Origin of the sequence: Xanthomonas sp. DAR 80977, assembly GCF_041240605.1 — a bacterium.
In the GTDB taxonomy this organism is placed as follows: domain Bacteria; phylum Pseudomonadota; class Gammaproteobacteria; order Xanthomonadales; family Xanthomonadaceae; genus Xanthomonas_A; species Xanthomonas_A bundabergensis.
Map to the genome: position 1 here is coordinate 4,237,361 of NZ_CP162487.1, position 20,002 is coordinate 4,257,362.

At 71.0% G+C, this 20,002-nt stretch carries 22 protein-coding genes; 17 read left to right on the forward strand and 5 right to left on the reverse strand.

Translation table 11 applies throughout. The annotated features are described in order from the left end of the window. Positions 1-61: 61 nt before the first annotated feature. A complete protein-coding gene (gene prmC, locus AB3X10_RS18020) occupies positions 62-895 on the reverse strand; it encodes a peptide chain release factor N(5)-glutamine methyltransferase (RefSeq protein ID WP_369976796.1) in 834 nt (277 codons plus the stop codon). A 215-nt stretch (positions 896-1,110) separates the two neighbouring features. Between prmC and ahpC the strand changes: the two genes are divergently transcribed. The 7 genes from ahpC (at position 1,111) to AB3X10_RS18055 (ending at position 7,816) form a co-directional block, all read left to right on the forward strand. Continuing rightward, positions 1,111-1,674, forward strand: coding sequence for an alkyl hydroperoxide reductase subunit C (gene ahpC, locus AB3X10_RS18025; protein ID WP_053836221.1), 564 nt, complete (start codon positions 1,111-1,113; stop codon positions 1,672-1,674). A 203-nt stretch (positions 1,675-1,877) separates the two neighbouring features. Beyond that, on the forward strand, positions 1,878-3,467 hold the full coding sequence (gene ahpF, locus AB3X10_RS18030) for an alkyl hydroperoxide reductase subunit F (protein ID WP_369976799.1): 1,590 nt from the start codon (positions 1,878-1,880) through the stop codon (positions 3,465-3,467). Between the two features lie 78 nt (positions 3,468-3,545). Then, positions 3,546-4,496 carry a LysR substrate-binding domain-containing protein gene (locus AB3X10_RS18035; RefSeq protein WP_369976801.1) on the forward strand — a complete coding sequence of 317 codons (951 nt, stop codon included), beginning with the start codon at positions 3,546-3,548 and terminating at the stop codon, positions 4,494-4,496. 103 nt (positions 4,497-4,599) lie between these two features. Then, positions 4,600-5,394 carry a hypothetical protein gene (locus AB3X10_RS18040; RefSeq protein WP_369976803.1) on the forward strand — a complete coding sequence of 265 codons (795 nt, stop codon included), beginning with the start codon at positions 4,600-4,602 and terminating at the stop codon, positions 5,392-5,394. Between the two features lie 98 nt (positions 5,395-5,492). Beyond that, the gene (rnk, locus tag AB3X10_RS18045) at positions 5,493-5,921 is read left to right on the forward strand and encodes a nucleoside diphosphate kinase regulator (protein ID WP_369976805.1); all 429 of its coding nucleotides are present in this window, start codon (positions 5,493-5,495) and stop codon (positions 5,919-5,921) included. 45 nt (positions 5,922-5,966) lie between these two features. Next, on the forward strand, positions 5,967-6,935 hold the full coding sequence (gene tal, locus AB3X10_RS18050; protein ID WP_369976807.1) for a transaldolase: 969 nt from the start codon (positions 5,967-5,969) through the stop codon (positions 6,933-6,935). Between the two features lie 311 nt (positions 6,936-7,246). Continuing rightward, positions 7,247-7,816 carry a type 1 glutamine amidotransferase family protein gene (locus AB3X10_RS18055; RefSeq protein ID WP_369976808.1) on the forward strand — a complete coding sequence of 190 codons (570 nt, stop codon included), beginning with the start codon at positions 7,247-7,249 and terminating at the stop codon, positions 7,814-7,816. 58 nt (positions 7,817-7,874) lie between these two features. On the opposite strand, the gene msrA is transcribed toward AB3X10_RS18055, so the two are convergent. After that, positions 7,875-8,525, reverse strand: a complete 651-nt coding sequence (msrA, locus tag AB3X10_RS18060; protein ID WP_369976809.1) for a peptide-methionine (S)-S-oxide reductase MsrA — start codon at positions 8,523-8,525, stop codon at positions 7,875-7,877. 151 nt (positions 8,526-8,676) lie between these two features. Further along, positions 8,677-9,192 (reverse strand): SgcJ/EcaC family oxidoreductase, encoded by a 516-nt coding sequence (locus AB3X10_RS18065; protein WP_369976810.1) that lies wholly within the window; start codon positions 9,190-9,192, stop codon positions 8,677-8,679. A 123-nt stretch (positions 9,193-9,315) separates the two neighbouring features. Between AB3X10_RS18065 and AB3X10_RS18070 the strand changes: the two genes are divergently transcribed. Genes AB3X10_RS18070 through AB3X10_RS18080 form a run of 3 tightly spaced genes read left to right on the forward strand, consistent with a single transcriptional unit; the run spans position 9,316 to position 12,379 of the window. Further along, positions 9,316-10,014, forward strand: coding sequence for a helix-turn-helix transcriptional regulator (locus tag AB3X10_RS18070; protein ID WP_369976811.1), 699 nt, complete (start codon positions 9,316-9,318; stop codon positions 10,012-10,014). Further along, the gene (locus AB3X10_RS18075; protein WP_369976812.1) at positions 10,011-11,921 is read left to right on the forward strand and encodes an ATP-binding protein; all 1,911 of its coding nucleotides are present in this window, start codon (positions 10,011-10,013) and stop codon (positions 11,919-11,921) included. The genes AB3X10_RS18070 and AB3X10_RS18075 overlap by 4 nt, the downstream gene beginning before the upstream one ends. Further along, positions 11,918-12,379: a response regulator gene (locus AB3X10_RS18080; RefSeq protein WP_369976813.1), complete on the forward strand. Its 462-nt coding sequence runs from the start codon at positions 11,918-11,920 to the stop codon at positions 12,377-12,379. Before AB3X10_RS18075 ends, AB3X10_RS18080 begins: the two co-directional genes overlap by 4 nt. Positions 12,380-12,473: 94 nt before the next feature. On the opposite strand, the gene AB3X10_RS18085 is transcribed toward AB3X10_RS18080, so the two are convergent. Beyond that, a complete protein-coding gene (locus tag AB3X10_RS18085) occupies positions 12,474-12,701 on the reverse strand; it encodes a DUF2007 domain-containing protein (RefSeq protein WP_369976814.1) in 228 nt (75 codons plus the stop codon). A 9-nt stretch (positions 12,702-12,710) separates the two neighbouring features. Next, a complete protein-coding gene (locus AB3X10_RS18090; RefSeq protein ID WP_369976815.1) occupies positions 12,711-13,367 on the reverse strand; it encodes a glutathione S-transferase family protein in 657 nt (218 codons plus the stop codon). Between the two features lie 102 nt (positions 13,368-13,469). Between AB3X10_RS18090 and AB3X10_RS18095 the strand changes: the two genes are divergently transcribed. From AB3X10_RS18095 to rlmM, 7 genes are all read left to right on the forward strand, one after another. After that, positions 13,470-15,221, forward strand: coding sequence for a glutamine--tRNA ligase/YqeY domain fusion protein (locus AB3X10_RS18095; protein ID WP_369976816.1), 1,752 nt, complete (start codon positions 13,470-13,472; stop codon positions 15,219-15,221). A gap of 301 nt (positions 15,222-15,522) precedes the next feature. Then, positions 15,523-16,269, forward strand: coding sequence for a helix-turn-helix transcriptional regulator (locus tag AB3X10_RS18100; RefSeq protein WP_369976817.1), 747 nt, complete (start codon positions 15,523-15,525; stop codon positions 16,267-16,269). Between the two features lie 70 nt (positions 16,270-16,339). After that, complete coding sequence (locus AB3X10_RS18105) at positions 16,340-17,290, forward strand: DMT family transporter (RefSeq protein WP_369976818.1); 951 nt, start codon at positions 16,340-16,342, stop codon at positions 17,288-17,290. A 117-nt stretch (positions 17,291-17,407) separates the two neighbouring features. Further along, a complete protein-coding gene (locus tag AB3X10_RS18110; RefSeq protein WP_369976819.1) occupies positions 17,408-17,737 on the forward strand; it encodes an STN domain-containing protein in 330 nt (109 codons plus the stop codon). A 200-nt stretch (positions 17,738-17,937) separates the two neighbouring features. Beyond that, on the forward strand, positions 17,938-18,318 hold the full coding sequence (locus AB3X10_RS18115; protein WP_369976820.1) for a hypothetical protein: 381 nt from the start codon (positions 17,938-17,940) through the stop codon (positions 18,316-18,318). Then, on the forward strand, positions 18,318-18,878 hold the full coding sequence (locus AB3X10_RS18120) for a nucleoside deaminase (RefSeq protein ID WP_369976821.1): 561 nt from the start codon (positions 18,318-18,320) through the stop codon (positions 18,876-18,878). Before AB3X10_RS18115 ends, AB3X10_RS18120 begins: the two co-directional genes overlap by 1 nt. Positions 18,879-18,912: 34 nt before the next feature. After that, positions 18,913-19,953, forward strand: coding sequence for a 23S rRNA (cytidine(2498)-2'-O)-methyltransferase RlmM (gene rlmM, locus AB3X10_RS18125; RefSeq protein WP_369981885.1), 1,041 nt, complete (start codon positions 18,913-18,915; stop codon positions 19,951-19,953). Positions 19,954-20,002: the final 49 nt, after the last annotated feature.

The window sequence follows — 20,002 nt, forward strand, 5'->3', positions numbered from 1 at the left end:
TGCCGCGTTCGCCGTTGCCGCCGGCCGAGCGCCGCCGCGGACACGGCCGCGTGCGCTCGCTTCAGGCGGCCGGCCAGCGCCCCAGCGTGACCCGGTCGCGCGCTTCCAGGTCCTGGTGGGTCGCCACCGCGGCGAAGCCCGCCGCCGCCAGCAGCGCGCGCACCGCTTCGCCCTGGTCCCAGCCGTGCTCGAGCAGCAGCCAGCCGCCCGGCAGCAGGTGCGCCGGCGCGGCGGCGACGATCCGGCGGATGTCGTCCAGGCCGTCGGCGCCGGAGGCCAAGGCGCTGGCCGGTTCGTAGCGCAGGTCGCCCTGCGCCAGGTGCGGGTCGCCGGCGGCGATGTAGGGCGGGTTGCTGGCGACCAGGTCGAAGCGCTGCCCGGCCAGCGGCGCCAGCCAGGCGCCGTGGGCGAAGGCGACGTTGTCCAGGCGATGCGTGCGCGCGTTGGCCTGCGCCACCGCCAGCGCCGCTTCGCTCAGGTCGGTGGCCAGCACCTGAGCCTGCGGCCGCTCGCTGGCCAGCGCCAGCGCGATCGCGCCGCTGCCGGTGCCCAGGTCGGCGATGCGCCGGCCCGGTGCCGCGTCCACCCGTTCCAGCGCCAGCTCGACCAGCCGCTCGGTGTCCGCGCGCGGGATCAGCGTGGCCGGGCCGACCGCCAGGTCCAGGGTCCAGAAACCGCGGCGCCCGGTCAGGTAGGCCACCGGCTCGCCCTGCGCGCGCCGCGCCAGCAGTTCGCCGAAGCGCTGCGTGTCCGGCACCGGCAGCGGATCGCGGGCGTGCGCGAACAGCCAGGCGCGGTCGCGCTGCAGGGCATGGATCAGCAAGGCTTCGGCGTCGGCGCGCTCGATCTGCGCGCAGGCCGCGCGCAGCAGGGACTCGGGGGTGGAGGCGTTCATCGGCGTCACGATGCCGCAGCGGTCCGGAAAAGCCAACGTGGTAGAACCGTGCGACTGCGTGCGAACACCGCAGTGCACCAAAGAGCCAGGCTTGAATAGCGATAGGCGATACCTATCTATTCAATTCCATCAATCGATTTGAGATATCTATCGACCCCTCCTATGATGAGCCTCGTTCCATCCCCCGATCCCCTTCGCAACCACGAGGAAACTCCATGTCTTTGATCAACACCCAGGTCCCGCCGTTCAAGGCCAACGCTTACAAGAGCGGCGAATTCATCGAGGTCACCGACGCGGACCTGAAGGGCAAGTGGTCGGTGCTGATCTTCATGCCGGCCGCCTTCACCTTCAACTGCCCCACCGAAGTGGAAGACGCCGCCGACAACTACGCCGAGTTCCAGAAGATCGGCGCCGAGGTCTACATCGTCACCACCGACACCCATTTCTCGCACAAGGTGTGGCACGAGACCTCGCCGGCCGTCGGCAAGGCGCAGTTCCCGCTGGTCGGCGATCCGACCCACCAGCTGACCCGCGCGTTCGGCGTGCACATCGACGAGGAAGGCCTGGCCCTGCGCGGCACCTTCGTGATCAACCCGGAAGGCGTGATCAAGACCCTCGAGATCCACGACAACGCGATCGCCCGCGACGTCACCGAGACCCTGCGCAAGCTCAAGGCCGCGCAGTTCGTCGCCTCGCATCCGGGCGAAGTGTGCCCGGCCAAGTGGAAGGAAGGCGAAAAGACCCTGAAGCCGTCGCTGGACCTGGTCGGCAAGATCTAAGCCGCGCCCGCACTCCCATCTCCGCCGCACCGGCGGGGGTGGGGGTGAACCGCAGCCCGCGTCGCGGTCGCTCAGCCCGCCTCACGCCAGCCAGCCTCCGGCAGCGCCGGCTGCGGTTCACCCCTCCTCCCAATTCCCTCCGGCGGTCTGCCCCTGCGGCAGCAACGCCTCCCCCTCGCTTTGCCCATCGTCAGGAGTCCGCCATGTTGGATGCCGATCTGAAAACCCAGTTGAAGGCCTACCTGGAGCGGGTCGTTCGGCCCATCCACATCACCGCTTCGGTGGACGACGGCGCCAAGTCGCGCGAGATGCTCGAGCTGCTCGAAGACCTGGTGCTGCTGTCCGACCAGATCAGCCTGGACGTGCACCGCGACAGCGGCGAGCGCACCCCGTCGTTCGCGCTGACCAGCCCCGGCCACGACATCCACCTGCGCTTCGCCGGGCTGCCGCTGGGCCACGAGTTCACCTCGCTGGTGCTGGCGCTGCTGCAGGTCGGCGGGCATCCGTCCAAGGCCACCGCCGAGGTCATCGAGCAGGTGCGCAACCTGCCCGGCGAATATGTGTTCGAAACCTATTTCTCGCTGTCCTGCCAGAACTGCCCGGACGTGGTGCAGGCGCTGAACCTGGCCGCGGTGCTGAACCCGAACATCAAGCACGTGGCGATCGACGGCGCGCTGTTCCAGGACGAGGTGGAGGCGCGGCAGATCATGTCGGTGCCGACCGTGTACCTCAACGGCGAAGTGTTCGACCAGGGCCGCATGAGCCTGGAGCAGATCGTGGCCAAGCTCGACACCGGCGCGGCCAAGCGCGATGCGGCCAACATCGCGGCCAAGGCGCCGTTCGACGTGCTGGTGATCGGCGGCGGCCCGGCCGGCGCGGCGGCGGCGATCTATGCGGCGCGCAAGGGCATCCGCACCGGCGTGGCGGCCGAGCGCTTCGGCGGCCAGGTGCTGGACACCATGGCGATCGAGAACTTCGTGTCGGTGCAGGAGACCGAGGGCCCGAAGATGGCCGCGGCGCTGGAGCAGCACGTGCGCCAGTACGACGTGGACATCATGAACCTGCAGCGCGCCGAGCAGCTGGTCCCGGCCGGCGCCGACGGCCTGGTCGAGATCAAGCTGGCCAACGGCGCAACGCTGAAGAGCCGCAGCGTGATCCTGTCCACCGGCGCGCGCTGGCGGCAGATGAACGTGCCCGGCGAAGACCAGTACCGCAACAAGGGCGTGGCCTATTGCCCGCACTGCGACGGCCCGCTGTTCAAGGGCAAGCGCGTGGCGGTGATCGGCGGCGGCAACTCCGGCGTGGAAGCGGCGATCGACCTGGCCGGCATCGTCAGCCACGTCACCCTGGTCGAGTTCGACGGCAAGCTGCGCGCCGACGAAGTCCTGCAGCGCAAGCTGCGCAGCCTGGGCAACGTGGACATCATCGTCAACGCGCAGAGCACCGAGGTCACCGGCGACGGGCAGAAGGTCACCGGCCTGGTCTACAAGGACCGCGTCGGCGGCGACGTCCACCGCCTGGCGCTGGAGGGCATCTTCGTGCAGATCGGCCTGCTGCCCAACACCGAGTGGCTGCAGGGCACGGTGGCGCTGTCGCCGCGCGGCGAGATCGTGGTCGACGACCGCGGCCAGACCTCGCTGCCCGGCGTGTTCGCCGCCGGCGATGCCACCACGGTGCCGTACAAGCAGATCATCATTGCCATGGGCGAAGGCTCCAAGGCGGCGCTGAGCGCGTTCGACCACCTGATCCGCAGCAGCGCGCCGGTCGGCAGCGCGGTCGCCGAAGCGGCCTGACCTGCCTGCCCCGCGCCGCGACCCGGCGCGGGGTCTATGCTGTTCCCAGCACTGCCCGCACCGCCAAGGAACTTGCCGATGAACCTGCGTGATCTGAAATACCTGGTGGCGCTGGCCGATCACAAGCATTTCGGGCGCGCCGCGGCGGCCTGTTTCGTCAGCCAGCCGACGCTGTCCACGCAGATCAAGAAGCTGGAGGACGAACTGGGCGTGCCGCTGGTCGAGCGCGCGCCGCGCAAGGTCATGCTGACCCCGGCCGGGCGCGAGGCCGCAAGCCGCGCGCGCGGCATCGTCGCCGAGATCGAGCAGATGAAGGAGGCGGCGCGGCGCAGCCAGGATCCGGAAGCGGGCACGGTGCGCCTGGGCATCTTCCCGACGCTGGGCCCGTATCTGCTGCCGCACGTGATCCCGGGCATCCGCGCCCGCTTCCCGCAACTGGAACTGCTGCTGATCGAGGAAAAGAGCGACGTGTTGCTGAGCCGCCTGCGCGAAGGCCGGCTGGATGCGGCGCTGCTCGCGCTGCCGCTGCACGACGACCAGCTGCACAGCGAATTCCTGTTCGAGGAACCGTTCGTGCTGGCGGTGCCGGAAAACCATCCGCTGGCCCAGCGCGATTCGTTGAACATGAGCGAACTGCACCAGCAGCGCTTGCTGCTGCTCGAGGACGGGCACTGTCTGCGCGAACAGGCGCTGGACGTCTGCCACCTGTCCGGCGCGCTGGAGAAGGCCGAATTCCAGGCCACCAGCCTGGAGACGTTGCGGCAGATGGTGGCCGCCAACGTGGGCGTGACCCTGTTGCCGTTGTTGGCGGTGCAGCCGCCGGTGGCCAGTTCCTCCAATATCCACCTGCTGCGGTTCGACGATGCCTCCGGCCCGAGCCGGCGCATCGCGATGCTGTGGCGCCGCAGTTCGGCGATGAGCGATTTCCTCGAACAGTTGGCGCAACTGTTCAAGGCGCTGCCCGAGGCGCTGCTGTCGGCCAAACCCGCGCCGATCGCCGCCGCGGTCCCGCGCGTGGCGGCGGTCTGAGCGCGCCGCAGCACGGTCGACGCACCGCGCCCGGGCGACGCTAACGCCCGGTTTACAGCCGACGGTGCGACAATCCCGCCCTTGTCTGGGTTAAGGAATGCGGATGACGTCTATTGGAACCGTGCTCGGCCGCCATCGCAACAATGCGACGCTGTCGATCCTGGTCATGCTGTTCGGCCTGGCCTTGCTGGCCTGTGGCGTGCTGCTGTTCGTGGTGCGCGACAAGGTCGCGCCGGAAGCGGCGCAGACGCTGCAATGGATCATGCTCGGCCTGGCGCTGGTCGGCGTGCTGACCACCGTGCTGGGCTGGGCGATCCGCCGCGGCGGCTGGGAACAGGGCGAACTGGGCGTGCGCCAGTTCCCCGAGCGCAGCGACGGCACCTATCTCTACCGCGACATCGTCGAGACCTGCCAGTTCTACCGTGCCGGCCTCTCGGTCAACCTCGGCTGGCGGCGCGAAGGCCAGGAACAGTGGCAGGCGGCCAACGGCAACATCGGCGGCTACTACAAGTTCCTCGACCGTTTCATGCACGGCTACCTGCAGGCGCGCGTGCCGGTGCTGCTGGCCAAGCTCGATGCCGGGCAGACGCTGAGCTTCCGCATGGTCACCACCGCCGGCGCGATCCGCCGCGAATTCGCGGTCAACATGAAGGGCTTCACCCGCGGCCCGCTCGAGACGGTGCAGCTGAGCCGCGAACGCATCGCCTTCGCCGGCAACGAGGTCCGCATCGACGACATCGTGGCCATGGACGTGTCGGCGTGGACCTCGCGCCTGCAGTTCCAGCTGCGCGGCGGCAGCAAGGTCAGCGTCAGCTATACCGCCTTGTTCGACGGCCCGCTGCTGCTGGCGGTGCTGGAGCAACTGCTGCCTGCGCAGCCGCAAGCTACCGCTGTCTGAGCGCGGCCACCGGCCCTGCGGCCGGTGCCACGCAGCAGCCAGCGCCATCCGGGCGGCGCGTCGCAGCGCCGCCTTTTTCTTGACCCAAGGAGTCTGTCATGTCCTCGCAACCGCAAAGCGGCCTGCCCCCTTCGCTGATCGTTTCCAGCCACGACCTGGCCCGCCTGGAGGCCTTGCTCGAGTCCCCCGCCATGCACCAGCACCCGGCCGCGCTCGCGCTGGGCGCAGAACTCGGCCGCGCCACCGTGCTGGCGCCCGAGCAGATTCCCGCCGACATCGTCACCATGCACACGCGCGTGGAGTGCGAGGACGAACTGCACGGCGACCGCCACCAGCTGACCCTGGTCTATCCGCACGAGGCCGATGCCGCGCAAGGCCGCATCTCGGTGCTGGCGCCGGTCGGCAGCGCCCTGCTCGGCCTGGCCGTGGGCCAGTCGATCGACTGGCAGGGCCCCGGCGGCCGCGCGCTGCGCCTGCGCGTGATCGCGGTGCAGGCGGCCAGCGACTTCGCGCCTGCGGCGGGTTAACGTGCGCGGGCTTATCCTCCATTCCATCCGTTCCGAGACCTATCGATGACGTCTTCCGCTCCTTCCAAGCTGGCCCAACTGCGCGAGTTGTCCGTGGTGGTGGCCGATACCGGCGACTACGATGCGATCAAGCGGCTCAAGCCGGTCGATTGCACCACCAATCCGACCCTGGTGAAGAAAGCCCTGGACCTGCCGGTCTACGCCGACCTGATCGACGAGGCCCTGGCCTGGGCGCGCAGCCAGGACGGCGACCGCACCGCCCTGGTCGACGAGATCGCCGACCGCCTGACCATCGGCGTGGGCAGCAAGCTCAGCGCGCTGGTGCCCGGGCGCGTGTCCACCGAGGTGGACGCCGACCTGGCCCACGACACCGCCGCCACCATCGCCAAGGCGCACAAGTTCATCGCCATGTACGCCGAGCGCGGCGTGTCCAAGGACAAGATCCTGATCAAGGTCGCCGCGACCTGGGAAGGCATCGAGGCCGCGCGCCAGCTGCAGAAGGACGGCATCGACTGCAACCTGACGCTGATCTTCAACCGCACCCAGGCGCTGGCCTGCGCCGAGGCCGGCGTGTTCCTGATCTCGCCGTTCGTCGGCCGCATCCTGGACTGGTACGTGGCCAACGGGCAGACCCCGGCCGACATCGACGCCGATCCCGGCGTGCAGTTCGTGCGCGGCGTGTACGCCGAGTTCAAGCGCCGCGGCTCGCAGACGGTGGTGATGGGCGCCTCGTTCCGCTCCACCGCGCAGATCGAGGCGCTGGCCGGCTGCGACCGCCTGACCATCTCGCCGGAGCTGCTGGAAAAGCTCGACGCCGACCATGGCGAGCTGCCGCGCAAGCTCTCGCCCGGCCAGGCCGACGGCGCGCAGATCAGCCCGATCGATGCCCGGCAGTTCGCCGCCGACCTGGCCGCCGATCCGATGGCGACCGAGAAGCTGGCCAGCGGCATCGATACCTTCGCCAAGGACCTGCAGGCGCTGCGCGACACGATCCGGCAGAAGCTCGCTGCCTGAGCGCGGCCTGCAACGGCACGACCTACGAGCGGCGGCAACGCCGCTCTTTTTTGGGGGAATGGGGAGCCGGGAGTGTGAAATGGGCAAGGCAGGTCTGCTGCGCCGCTGCCGTCGCGGTGTTCGTTCCAATCCGCTGACGTCGACGTAGCAACCCATGGTTCGCCGGATGCCGCCTGCATCCGGCAACGAACGCGGACACCGCCGGCACGCATGCTTGCCGCGCGCATCGCCGATGCGTGCGCCGCCCGGCGTTGGCGCCGCCGCAACTTTTCGCCGGCTATGCTGCGCGCTCCACAGCACAGGTGCGGCAGATGGCAACGATCGCGGTAGTGATGGTCGACGGCGTGGCGGACTGGGAGATCGGCACCATCCTGCCGGCGGCGCGGGCCTGGTTCGGCGACGAGATCCGCATCGCCAGCATCGACGGCAAGCCGGTGACCTCGATCGGCGGACTGAGCCTGCACCCGCACTACGCGTTGTCGGACCTGGCGCCGCTGCAGGCGGAGCTGTGGCTGCTGCCGGGCAGCGACCGCTGGCAGGCCGGCGAGATTCCCGGGCTCAGCGCGCTGCTGCGGCAACGCATCGACGCCGGCCGCGCGGTCGCGGCGATCTGCGGCGCCACCCTGGCGCTGGCCTACGCCGGGCTGCTCGACACGCGGCCGCACACCAGCAATTCCGAAGCGTTCCTGCGCGAGCATGTGGGCGTCTATGCCGGCAGCGCGCAATACCGCGAGCAGAAAGCGGTCAGCGCCGGCGGGCTGATCACCGCGCCCGGCACCAGCCCGGTCAGCTTCGCGGTGGAATGCGTGCGCGCGTTGCATCCCGAGCGCGAGGAACAGATCGCGCAGATGCGGCAGATGTTCGCCGCCGAGTTCGTGTGAGGCCGCGCGCGCCGATCACGACCAGCGCGCGCGACAGCGGGGCCGGCGACGTGCCGGCTCAGGCCTCCAGCCCCAGCGGGCAGCTGACCCCGGTGCCGCCCAGTCCGCAGTAGCCGCCCGGGTTCTTGGCCAGGTACTGCTGGTGCTCGTCCTCGGCGTAGTAGAACGGCGGCGCCGGGAAGCGGATCTCGGTGGTGATCTCGCCATAGCCGGCCGCGCGCAGGCGCTGCTGGTAGGCGTCGCGGCTGGCGATCGCCGCGTCGTACTGGGCCTGCGTGCTGCAGTAGATCGCCGAGCGGTACTGGGTGCCGGTGTCGTTGCCCTGGCGCATGCCCTGGGTCGGATCGTGGCTTTCCCAGAACGTCTGCAGCACCTGCTCGAAGCTCAGCGCGTTCGGGTCGTACACCACCAGCACCGCCTCGGTGTGGCCGGTCTGGCCGGAGCACACTTCGCGGTAGGTAGCGTTGGGCGTCTCCCCGCCGGCGTAGCCGACCGCGGTGCTGAACACCCCCGGCAGCGACCAGAACTTGCGCTCGGCGCCCCAGAAGCAGCCCAGCCCGAACTGCACCTGCTGCAGGCCGGCGAACGCGTCGCGCAGCGGGTGGCCGTTGACGAAGTGGCGGTTGTGCAGCGGCAGCGGCTGCTCGCGGCCGGGCAGGCTTTCGCCCGGGCGCGGCAGGCGCTGCTTGAAGGCACCGATTCCCAACATGGCGCGGACTCCTGGCATCGAAAGGGATGCCTCGTGGATGGCGCTTCCGGACGCGGCTTTCAAGGTGCGCGCGGCACCATGCAGCGGGCGCGTCGCCACCTCGGGGCGCGGGCGCTGGACCGCCAGCGGCCCGCGCCGCGCACCCGCAGGATCAATGCGCCGCGACCTTGCTGCCGCCGCCCGTGGTTTCCGGCATCGCCGAGCTGTGGTGGTTGATGATCAGCCAGCGGCCGTCGCGCTTCTCGTAGACGAAGGTGTAGCGCGCCTGCACCTTGCGGGTGCTGCCGTCCGGATTGGTCAGGGTGAAGGTGTAGACGCCGGCATCGACCGCGCTGTCGTCGTCGAGCAGCCGCACCTGGCGGTAGTTGATGACGCCGCGCGGCTTGGCCGCCAGGAAGTGGTCGAAGTAGTCCTTGATCTCGGCGCGGCTGGCGCGGACCTGGTTGGACACGGTGGGCAGCAGCACGCCGTCGCGCGCATACAGGTCGGCGACGCGCTCGGCGTTGCCGGTGGCCAGCGCCGCGTTCCAGCGGTCGAACAGGCCGGCGATCTCGCGCTCCTCGCCGGCGGCCGGCAGCGACGGTTGGCCGCTGTAGCTCATCGCCGGTGCCGCCAGCGCGGTGGAGGTGCTCAGGCTCAGTGCCAGGGTGAACAGGATGCGACGCATGGTGATCTCCGCTTGGATGGTGGAATGCCGTCTCGGCGAAGCCAGTATTGGCAGCGGCGGCTTGCGCAAAATCCGCTGGGCGGCATATCCTCGAATATGCCGATCGGCATAGTGGAGAGCGCCGTGCAAACCCCTCTCAATGCAGGCGAATGGCGCCAGGCGCTGCGCCGCGAAGCGGCCGACAGCGCGCGCTGGCAGGCCGTGGCCGACGCCGCCGACGCGGTGACCCGCGCCAGCGGCGCCGAGCAGGCCGGAGCCGATGCGCTGCGTGTGGCGCGGGAACTGGTGGATGCGCCGCACGCCGCGGTGCTGGCCCTGCGCGGCACCCGCAGCCTGGTCCTGGCCAGCCATGGCGATGCGTTGCCGCCTGGCGCCAGCGTCGTTGCCGACGGCCCGGCGCTGTCCTGGCGCCTGGCCGCGCGCGCGGGCGAGGCGGCCGAGCTGTGCGTGCCGATTGCCGCGCTGGGCGCCACGCTGGGCACGCTGTGCCTGGGCTGGAATACGCGCATGGCGCCGGCGCCGGGCGACGTGCAGGCGATCGCGACCATCGCCGCGCTGCTCGCGCCGGCGGTGGCCGAACCGGCGCGCGCGCCGCGGCGCAGGAAGCCGGCGCAGCCGGACCGCCTGGGCGCGCTCAGCACGCGCGAACGGCAGGTGCTGGCGCTGCTGCCGCGCGGCCTGACCAACGCCGCGCTGGGCGCGGAACTGGGCATTTCCGCCGGCACCGCCAAGGTCCACGTGGAGCGCATCCTGCAGAAGCTGCAGGTCGCCGACCGCACCCAGGCCGCGGTGTATGCGGTGCAGGCGGGGATGGCGCTGTGAGCGCGGCGCTGCGCTGGAACGACTGGCCGCTGACCCGCAAGAGCCTGGCGGTGGTCGCGCTGCCGCTGTTGCTGCTGCTGGCGGCGCTGGTGGCGATCTACAGCGTGGAGCGGCAGAACATCGCGGCCGAGAACGACGTGCGCCGGACCCTGGAGGTGCTCAGCGACCTGTACGAAGCGCACGCGTTGCTGGCCGAGACCGCGGCCGGCGTGCGCGGCTACCGGCTGGTGCGGCAGGACGCGTTCCTGACCCCCTACCGCGACGCCGAACCGCGCCTGCAGACCGTGGTGCAGCGGCTGGCGCAACGCATCACCGATCCGCAGCAGGCGCAGCGCTTCGCCCGCATCCAGCCGCTGTTCGCGGAGAAGATGCAGGGCTGGCGCCGGCTGCTGGCGCCGGACCTGAGCCGCGAGGAGGAGATCCGCCAGCTCAGCGAGGGCAAGGTCAAGCTCGACATCCTGCGCGCGGAGCTGCGCGAGCTGCGCAACTACGAGACCGCGCAGCTGCAGGTGCGCACCGCCAAGGCGCAGGCGCTGCGCCAGCGCAACCTGCTGATCACCCTGTGCGCGGCGATGCTGGGCGGGCTCGGCGCGGTGTTCGCGGTGGCCTGGTTCGCCTCGTCGCTGTCGCGGCGGCTGCGCGCGCTGTCGGCCAATGCCGACCGGCTCGGCGAAGGCCTGCCGCTGGCGCCGCAGCTGCGCGCCGGCGACGAACTGGGCCAGGTGGCGCAGCGCCTGGACCAGGCCAGCACCCTGCTCGCCGCGCGCGCCGCCGAGGCGCAGTCGGCGCGGCGCGAAGCCGAAGCCGCCAACCGCGCCAAGACCGAGTTTCTGTCGCGCAGCAGCCACGAGCTGCGCACCCCGCTCAACGCCATCCTCGGCTATGCGCAGGTGCTGGAGATGGACCTGCCCGGCGCGGCGCAGCGCGGCCAGCTGCAGCACATCCTCGGCGCCGGGCGGCACCTGCTCGGGCTGATCACCGAACTGCTGGACATCGCCCGCATCGAGGCCGACCAGCTCGACCTGAGCCCGCAGCCGGTGCCGGTGCGCGCGGCGATCGAGGAAGCGCTGGGCCTGGTCGCGCCGGAGGCGACCGCGCGCGGCATCGTCCTGCAGCCGCTGCAGCAACTGCCGCCGGCCTGGACCGTGCGCGCCGACCCGCAGCGGCTGCGCCAGGTGCTGATCAACCTGCTGTCGAACGCGATCAAGTTCAACCGCCCCGGCGGCGCGGTATGGGTCAGCGCCGAGCAGCAGGGCGAGTTCCTGTGCATCGCCGTGCACGACCAGGGCCATGGCCTGTCGGCCGAGCAGGTGCAGCGCCTGTTCACCCCGTTCGAGCGGCTTGGCGCGGAGCGCTCGGCGATCGAGGGTACCGGCCTGGGCCTGGCGTTGAGCAAGCGCCTGGCCGAGGCGATGGGCGGGCGCATCGTGGTGGAGAGCAGCCCGGAGGGCTCGCGGTTCTGGATCGCGCTGCCGTTGGACCGCCCCTGCACGGCACCGGCGCCGGACCCGGCCATCACCAGCGCCGCCGCGGGCGAGGGCCAGCGCAGCGTGCTCAGCGTGGAGGACAATCCGTCCAACCAGGCGCTGATCCGCACCCTGGCCGAGCGCCGCCCGCACTGGCGCCTGCACGAGGCGGCGACGCTGGCGCAGGCACGCGCGCAGTTGCAACAGGCGCGGCCCGACCTGATCCTGCTCGACCTGCACCTGAGCGACGGCAACGGCGAGGACCTGCTGCGGCAACTGCGCGAGCAGCCGCACACCGCGGCGATCCCGGTGGTGGTGGTCAGCGCCGACGCGACGCCCGCCACGCTGGCGCGGGTGCAGGCCGACAACGTCCGCGCCTACCTGACCAAGCCGCTGGACGTGGCCGAATTCTTCACCGTTCTGGACCGGCACCTCGCATGACCCGCAACGATGTCCTCGCCTCGCGCATCCTGATCGTCGACGACGAACCGGCCAACGTCCGCCTGCTCGAGGACCTGCTGCAGCGCGAAGGCTTCCGGCAGGTGGTGGCGACCACCGATCCGCAACGGGTGCTGGGCCTGGTCTCGGCGTTCGCCCCGGACCTGATCCTGCTCGACCTGCTGATGCCGGAACTGGACGGCTACGCGATCCTGGAGCAGCTGTCGCGGCTGGCCGGCCCGTCCAGCTTCCTGCCGGTGATCGTGCTCACCGCCGACCCCAGCCGCAGCGCGCGCCACCGCGCGCTCGGCCTGGGCGCCAAGGATTTCCTGACCAAGCCGCTGGACACCTTCGAAGTCGCGCTGCGGGTCTGGAACGTGGCCGAGACCACGGTGCTGTTCAAGCGCCTGCGCGCGCTGGCCGATCCGGAAGCCGCACCGCCGGGCTGGCGGGCCGATTGAGTGCCGGGATTGGGGATTCGGGATTGGGGATTCGCAAAAGCGGGCAGCGGCTCCTTACGAATCCCAAATCCCCAATCCCCAATCCCGGCCCCAATTACATCGCCCGCGTCACGTGCCCGCCCAGGCCCAGCGCCATCAGCACTTCCTGCGCCTTCTCCAGCAGTTCGTCGGCCACGCACACCTGCACCACCCCGAACGGCAGTTCGCCGGCGCCGCCGAGCAGCGCCTCGCCGAATACGAACGCGGTGATGCCGGCATCCTCCAGCGCGTGCTTGGCCAGGTGCGCGTCGATCAGGTGCTGGGCGCGGTAGGCGATCTGCATGGCCCGCCCTCAGCCGCGCGCCGCGACTTCGGCAAGCGCGACTTCGGCGGCGGCGCCGGCGCGCCATTCGCGCATCGCCGGCAAGGCCTCCAGCGCGGCCATGTAGTCCGCCGCGTGCGCCGGCACCTGCACCCCGTAGCCGGCGAAGCGCACCGCCACCGGCGCGAACGTGGCATCGACGATGCCGAAGCCGCCGCACAGGAACGCGCCGCCGGCGCCGTGGGTCTCGCGCAGCGTCGCCCACAGCTGCACGATGCGCGCGATGTCGGCCCACGCCTCGGCATCCCAATGCGCGCCGTCGGGCCGGCGACAGGCCTGCATCGGCAGCTGCCGGCGCAAGGCGGCGAACCCGGCGTGCATCTCGCAGGCCGCCGCCCGCGCCTGCGCGCGCACCGCCGGCGCGGCCGGCCAGCCGCGGCCGTCCAGCCAGCGCTCGTTGGCATAGTCGCAGATCGCCAGCGAATCCCAGACCTGCAGCGCGCCGTCCCACAGCACCGGCACCCGCCCGGTCGGCGAATAGGCGCCGATGCGCGCGGCGAACTCGGGCGTGTCCAGCGGCAGCGGCACCTCCTCGAACGGCACCTCGAAGTGGCGCAGCAGCAGCCACGGCCGCAGCGACCACGAGGACAGGTTCTTGTCGCCGATGACCAGGCGGGGAAGCGGCATGACGGAATCTCGCGCATGGACGGACCGCCCCGAAGCGTACGCGCCGGGGCGGTTGGCGGCCAGCTCGGCTAAACTTGCGCTTTACTTTCTGCTGAAGCGCGCATGTCCGACACCCCCGCCACCGACGCCACCGCCCCGGCCGAGAAGAAAGACTTCATCCGCCAGATCGTCCGCGAGGACCTGGCCAGCGGCAAGCACGCGGCCGTGCGCACCCGTTTCCCGCCCGAGCCCAACGGCTACCTGCACATCGGCCACGCCAAGGCGATCTGCCTGGATTTCGGCATCGCCGCCGAGTTCGCCGGGCGCTGCAACCTGCGCTTCGACGACACCAACCCGGCCAAGGAAGACCCCGAGTTCGTCGCCGCGATCCAGGACGACGTGCGCTGGCTGGGCTTCGACTGGGCCGAGCTGCGCCACGCCTCGGACTACTTCGAGGTGTACTACCTGGCCGCGGAGAAGCTGATCGCCGACGGCCACGCCTTCGTCTGCGACCTGTCCGCCGAGCAGGTGCGCGAATACCGCGGCACGCTCACCGAGCCGGGCCGCAACTCGCCCTACCGCGAGCGCAGCGTCGAAGAGAACCTGGACCTGTTCCGGCGCATGCGCGCCGGCGAGTTCCCGGACGGCGCGCGCACCCTGCGCGCGAAGATCGACATGGCCAGCGGCAACATCAACCTGCGCGACCCGGCGCTGTACCGGATCAAGCACGTCGAGCACCAGAACACCGGCAACGCCTGGCCGATCTACCCGATGTACGACTTCGCGCACTCGCTGGGCGATGCGATCGAGGGCATCACCCACTCGCTGTGCACGCTGGAGTTCGAGGACCACCGCCCGCTGTACGACTGGTGCGTGGACAAGGTCGACCTGGCCGCGCATCCGCAGCTGCTGCAGCCGCTGCTGGACAAGGGCCTGCCGCGCGAGGCGGCCAAGCCGCGGCAGATCGAGTTCTCGCGGCTGAACATCAACTACACGGTGATGAGCAAGCGCAAGCTGACCCAGCTGGTGGCCGAGCAGCTGGTCGACGGCTGGGACGACCCGCGCATGTACACGCTGCAGGGCCTGCGCCGGCGCGGCTACACGCCGGCGGCGCTGCGCCTGCTGGTGGACCGGGTCGGCATCAGCAAGCAGAACTCGGTGATCGACTTCTCGGTGCTGGAAGGCTGCCTGCGCGAGGACCTGGATGCGGCCGCGCCGCGGCGCATGGCGGTGATCGAGCCGCTCAAGCTGGTGCTGACCAATCTGCCGGAAGGCCACAGCGAGACGCTGCACTTCTCCAACCATCCCAAGGACGAGTCCTTCGGCACGCGCGAAGTGCCGTTCTCGCGCGAGCTGTGGATCGAGCGCGAGGATTTCGCCGAAATCCCGCCCAAGGGCTGGAAGCGGCTGGTGCCGGGCGGCGAAGTGCGCCTGCGCGGTGCCGGCATCGCCCGCGTCGACGAGGTGGTCAAGAACGACGCCGGCGAGATCGTCGAGCTGCGCGGCTGGCTGGATCCGGAATCGCGCCCCGGCATGGAAGGCGCCAACCGCAAGGTCAAGGGCACCATCCACTGGGTCAGCGCCGCGCATGCGGTAGAGGCCGAGATCCGCCTGTACGACCGCCTGTTCTCGGTGGAGAAGCCCGACGACGAATCCGACGGCAAGACCTACCGCGACCATCTGAACCCGGCGTCCAAGCGCAGCGTGCGCGGCTACGTCGAGCCGGCCGCCGCGCAGGCCGCGCCGGAGCAGGCGTTCCAGTTCGAGCGCAGCGGCTATTTCGTCGCCGACCGCTACGACCACAGCGCGGCCACGCCGGTGTTCAACCGCAGCGTGACCCTGCGCGACACCTGGAGCGGCCAGGGCGCAGCCTGACGCCTTGCGGTCCGTCGCGGCCGCGGGCGGCATCGCCGACCAACGCATCTCCATGGCGGACGCTGCCCGGCGCCTGGGCATGGCGTCCGGAGCAGAAACGCCGACACGCGATGCGATGAAAAACGGTCGATTCCTCTGCAGGAGCGGCTTCAGCCGCGACCGGGGCCTTGCGGGCAAGGCCCCGGTCGCGGCTGAAGCCGCTCCGACGACGACAGCGCGCGATCGGATCTTGGCGAAAATCCCGAATCCCGATTCGCAACACCGCTTCCCCTCGCCGCCGCCAGCGCGTTAGCGTAGCGGCATGTCGCCCGCCCCCACCCTGAGCCTTCGCAGCTACGGCCGCGACAGCACCTCCCATCAGCATGGCCACGTGCAGCTCGTGCTGCCGCTGCACGGCACGCTGGAACTCGAAGTGGACGGCCGCGGCGGCTATCTGGACCGATTCCGCGCCGCCGTGGTCGCACCGCATGCCCGGCATGCGCAGTCCGCGCTGGACGCCAATCGCTTCCTGATCGTCGATTGCGCCGCGGAGGCCTTCGGCGACGACGCGCTGGCGCGCCTGCAGCGACGGCCGTTCCTGGACCTGCCCCCGCCCTTGCAGGACCTGCTCGCCGCCCAGGCGCCACACCCCGAGCTCGACGTGGCCCACGCCCGGGCTGGCGCCAGCGTGCTGGCCTGGCTGCAGGCGGACACGGCGCCACGCGGCTGGAACCGGCTGCAGACGCTGTGCCGGCGCATCGAAGCCGCACCCGGCCAGCACTGGCCGGTGCAACGCATGGCGGAGACGGCGCACCTGAGCGTGAGCCGCCTGCATGCCCTGTTCCGCGAGGCGCTGGGGCGCACGCCGCAGGACTGGCTGTCGGCCCGGCGGCTGGACTGGGTGCGCCGGCAACTGGCGCACGGCGCGCAACCGATCGCGCAACTGGCGCTGGACAGCGGCTATGCCGACCAGAGCGCGCTGACCCGCGCGCTGCGCCGCGCGACCGGGCACACGCCCGCCGCCTATCGCCAGCGCCATCGCAGCCCGGCCGTGCCGCCGGAACAGTAGCCTGGGACAAGCCGCGGCGGCGCGCGCAGGCCATGCTGGCGCGGTACGAACCGGATGGGAACGAGACGGCATGCGCAAGCGTTTGTGGGCAGGAGTGGGCAGCGGCATGGCCGCGGGCGCGTTGTGGGGACTGGTGTTCCTGGCGCCGCAACTGCTCGCCGGGTTCTCGCCGCTGCAGCTGTCGGTGTCGCGCTACCTGGCCTACGGCACGGTCGCCGCGCTGGTGCTCGCGCCACGCTGGCGCCGCGCCACCGGCGCGCTCGGCGCCGCGGAATGGTGGGCGCTGCTGCGGCTGAGCCTGCTCGGCAACATCGTCTACTACGTGCTGCTGGGCAGCGCGGTGCAATGGGCCGGCGGCGCGGCCACCGCGCTGATCATCGGCCTGCTACCGGTGGTGGTGACGGTGCTCGGTTCGCGCGCGGCCGGGGCGATGCGGCTGCGCCGGCTGGCCGCGCCGTGCGCGCTGTGCGTGGTCGGGGTGCTGCTGGTGGCGGCGCAGACCCTGGTCGATGCGCCGCATGCGCAGACCAGCGTGGGCACGCGAGCGGCGGGGCTGGCCTGCGCGGTCGGCGCGCTGGCGTGCTGGGCGGCGTATTCGATCAGGAACGCGCACTGGCTCACGCAGCGGCCCGACATCTCCGGGCGCGACTGGTCGCTGCTCACCGGCGTGGTCACCGGCGCCTTGGCCCTGGCGCTGGCGATCCCGGCCTTCGCGTTCGGGCACGGGCACGCGGCGACGGATTGGGCGCGGTTCTGGGGCATCGCGATCGTGCTGGCGGTGTTCGCCTCGGTGATCGGCAACGCCTGCTGGAACCGCGCCAGCCGGCTGCTGCCGCTGACCCTGGTCGGGCAGATGATCGTGTTCGAAACCGTGTTCGCACTGCTCTACGGCTTCCTGTGGGAAGCGCGCTGGCCCACGTCGCTGGAAGCGCTGGCGATCGCCTGCCTGCTCGCCGGCGTGCTGTGGTGCGCCTGGTTGCATGCGCCACCGGAAGCGCAGGCCAGCCGCAACCTGGGTTAAGCCACGGCACCTAGACTGGGACCGCGATCCACTCGTCCCAGGAACCTCGTCATGTCCGTTGCGTTCCGTCCCTGCTGTAGCAGCCTCGCGCTGGTCGCGCTCCTGGCCGGTTGCGACATGGCGCCGTCTTCCGCGCCGTCCCAGCCCGCCGCGGCGGCGCCTGCGCCGGCAGTTGCACCGGCGGCGGCGACGGTCCAAGGCAAGTGCGACACCGTGCCCGACCACGCCTACGACCTGCCCGCCGCGCGCTTCGACGAAACCGCACAGCAGCTGGCCCACGCCACCGGCTGCGGCATCGTCTACGACGACCCGTCGCTGTCGCCGCTGCAGGTCCATGCGGTGAAGGGCCGGATCAGCATCCGCCAGGCGATCCACCAGGCCATCGACGGCACCGCGATCCAGGTCAAGCAGGAAACCGCCGATACGATCGCCGTCGGCCACCGCTAGGGCGTGTCATCGATTCCCGAGCAGATCGCGCCGCCATTGCGCGTGCATGCTGATGGGTCAGCGCGCCGGCGTGGACACACTCCCATCCACGCGCAGCAGCGGCGCGTGCTGCTCGGGGATTGATTGATGACATGCCCTGGTTGCCGGAACCGCTGCCATGCGCGTTACGATGGCGGCGGTCTCTCGCACGGAAGGTCGCCATGTCCAGTCGTTTCGCGCTGTTGCTGTGCTGCCTGTGCCTGTTCGTCGGCACCCTCGTGTTCAGCGGATGCGCACGCAGCGAAGGCGCCAGGCCCGCCGCGCCCGGCCTGCCGGTGAAGGTGGACACCACCTGCCGCAGCGATGCCGATTGCATGGTCAAGGACGTCGGCAACTGTTGCGGCGCGATGCCGGCCTGCGTCAACCGCGACAGCCCCACCGACCCGCAGGCGGTGATGGCGCAATGCCAGGCCAGCGGCCGCATGAGCGTGTGCGGCTCGCGCGCGATCGCCGGCTGCCAGTGCGTGGCCGGGCAATGCAGCGCCAAGGGCGTGCAAGCCGATACACTGCGCGACCCCCAGCCTGCCGAACCCGTCCGCTGATGCTCTACGCGCAAGTCCACCTCACCCTTCCCGCCTGGATCCACGACGCGGTCGATCCGCAGGCGGTCTATCCCGGCGACGCCGACAAGGTGGCGCTGGCGGTGGAACTGTCGCGGCTGAACGTGGACGCCGGCAGCGGCGGTCCGTTCGGCGCGGCGGTGTTCGGCCCGGACCACCGCATCATCTCGGTCGGGGTGAACCGGGTGGTGCCGCAGACCACCTCGCTGGCGCACGCCGAGAACATGGCCTACATGCTCGCGCAGCAGCGCCTGCAGACGCCGCGGCTGAACGCGGCGCTGTCGCCGGTGACCCTGGCGACCTCGGCGCAGCCGTGCTGCCAGTGCTATGGCGCCACCATCTGGGCCGGCATCGACCGCCTGCTGATCGGCGCCAGCGCCGAGGACGTGATGGCGCTGACCCCGTTCGACGAAGGCCCGCTGCCGGCGGACTGGATCGGCGAACTCGAGCGCCGCGGCATCGAAGTGGTGCGCGGCCTGCATCGCGACGCTGCCTGCGCGGTGCTGCGCCGCTACGGCGAGCTCGACAGCCCCCGCTACTGACCGCCGCCCGGCGAAGGCTTCATCCATGTCCTCCCTGAACGGCCTGCTGTGCTACTGCCGGCAAGGCTTCGAGCCCGAACTGGCGGCCGAGCTGAACGACCGCGCCGCGCGCGCCGAACTGCCGGCCTATGCGCGCACCGAGCGCAACAGCGGCTACGCGCTGCTGCTCTGCGAGACCGCCCTGCCGCCGCGCGCGATGCCGTGGCGCGGGCTGATCTTCGCGCGGCAGAAACTGCGCCTGCTGGCCGAACTGCGCGAGCTGGATCCCGCCGACCGGATCGGCCCGATGCTGCAGGCGCTGAGCGGGCACAGCCGCTTCGGCGACCTGTGGGTCGAACACCCCGACTCGGACGAAGGCAAGCAGCTGTCCGGCCTGGCGCGCAGTTTCGGCAACGCGCTGCGCCCGGCGCTGCGCAAGGCCGGCCTGCTCAGCGACAAACCGCAGCCGAAGCTGCCGCGCCTGCACGTGTGCTTCCTCGCCGGCACCCACGCCTTGCTGGCCGTCGCCGACAGCGACGACAGCGCGCCGTGGCCGCTGGGCATCCCGCGCCTGAAACTGCTGTCGGAGGCGCCCTCGCGCTCGGCGCTGAAACTGGAAGAAGCGCTGCTGGCGCTGCTGGCGCCGGACGAGCGCGAGGCGCTGCTCAAGCCCGGCATGCGCGCCGCCGACCTGGGCGCCGCGCCCGGCGGCTGGACCTGGGTATTGACCCGCCAGCACCTGCACGTGACCAGCGTCGACAACGGCCCGCTGCGCCAGCACGTGCTCGACAGCGGCCTGGTCGATCACCTGCGCGCCGACGGCTTCCACTGGAAGCCGCCGCAGGCATTGGACTGGATGGTCTGCGACATGGTCGAGCAGCCGCGCCGCGTCGCCGAGCGCATGGGCACCTGGTTCCGCGAAGGCTGGTGCCGGCACGCGATCTTCAACCTCAAGCTGCCGATGAAGAAGCGCTGGGACGAGACCCAGCTGTGCCTGGACCTGTTCGCCGAGCGCGCCGAGCGCCCGCTGCAGATCCGCGCCAAGCAGCTGTACCACGACCGCGAAGAGATCACCGTGCTGGCGATGTCGAGCTGAGGCGCTGCGCCGGTGGCGCGATATGGCTTCGATGCCAAGCGCATACCGA

Excerpts from the sequence above, each read along its gene's own strand:
- AB3X10_RS18120 (WP_369976821.1), top strand. The coding sequence starts at position 18,318 with ATGCTCTACGCGCAAGTCCACCTCACCCTTCCCGCCTGGATCCACGAC.
- AB3X10_RS18110 (WP_369976819.1), top strand. The coding sequence starts at position 17,408 with ATGGCGCCGTCTTCCGCGCCGTCCCAGCCCGCCGCGGCGGCGCCTGCG.
- AB3X10_RS18085 (WP_369976814.1), bottom strand. The coding sequence starts at position 12,701 with ATGCAGATCGCCTACCGCGCCCAGCACCTGATCGACGCGCACCTGGCC.
- AB3X10_RS18105 (WP_369976818.1), top strand. The coding sequence starts at position 16,340 with ATGCGCAAGCGTTTGTGGGCAGGAGTGGGCAGCGGCATGGCCGCGGGC.
- AB3X10_RS18055 (WP_369976808.1), top strand. The coding sequence starts at position 7,247 with ATGGCAACGATCGCGGTAGTGATGGTCGACGGCGTGGCGGACTGGGAG.
- AB3X10_RS18040 (WP_369976803.1), top strand. The coding sequence starts at position 4,600 with ATGACGTCTATTGGAACCGTGCTCGGCCGCCATCGCAACAATGCGACG.
- AB3X10_RS18080 (WP_369976813.1), top strand. The coding sequence starts at position 11,918 with ATGACCCGCAACGATGTCCTCGCCTCGCGCATCCTGATCGTCGACGAC.
- ahpF (WP_369976799.1), top strand. The coding sequence starts at position 1,878 with ATGTTGGATGCCGATCTGAAAACCCAGTTGAAGGCCTACCTGGAGCGG.
- AB3X10_RS18095 (WP_369976816.1), top strand. The coding sequence starts at position 13,470 with ATGTCCGACACCCCCGCCACCGACGCCACCGCCCCGGCCGAGAAGAAA.
- AB3X10_RS18115 (WP_369976820.1), top strand. The coding sequence starts at position 17,938 with ATGTCCAGTCGTTTCGCGCTGTTGCTGTGCTGCCTGTGCCTGTTCGTC.
- msrA (WP_369976809.1), bottom strand. The coding sequence starts at position 8,525 with ATGTTGGGAATCGGTGCCTTCAAGCAGCGCCTGCCGCGCCCGGGCGAA.
- AB3X10_RS18090 (WP_369976815.1), bottom strand. The coding sequence starts at position 13,367 with ATGCCGCTTCCCCGCCTGGTCATCGGCGACAAGAACCTGTCCTCGTGG.
- rnk (WP_369976805.1), top strand. The coding sequence starts at position 5,493 with ATGTCCTCGCAACCGCAAAGCGGCCTGCCCCCTTCGCTGATCGTTTCC.
- ahpC (WP_053836221.1), top strand. The coding sequence starts at position 1,111 with ATGTCTTTGATCAACACCCAGGTCCCGCCGTTCAAGGCCAACGCTTAC.
- AB3X10_RS18100 (WP_369976817.1), top strand. The coding sequence starts at position 15,523 with ATGTCGCCCGCCCCCACCCTGAGCCTTCGCAGCTACGGCCGCGACAGC.
- prmC (WP_369976796.1), bottom strand. The coding sequence starts at position 895 with ATGAACGCCTCCACCCCCGAGTCCCTGCTGCGCGCGGCCTGCGCGCAG.
- AB3X10_RS18035 (WP_369976801.1), top strand. The coding sequence starts at position 3,546 with ATGAACCTGCGTGATCTGAAATACCTGGTGGCGCTGGCCGATCACAAG.
- AB3X10_RS18065 (WP_369976810.1), bottom strand. The coding sequence starts at position 9,192 with ATGCGTCGCATCCTGTTCACCCTGGCACTGAGCCTGAGCACCTCCACC.
- tal (WP_369976807.1), top strand. The coding sequence starts at position 5,967 with ATGACGTCTTCCGCTCCTTCCAAGCTGGCCCAACTGCGCGAGTTGTCC.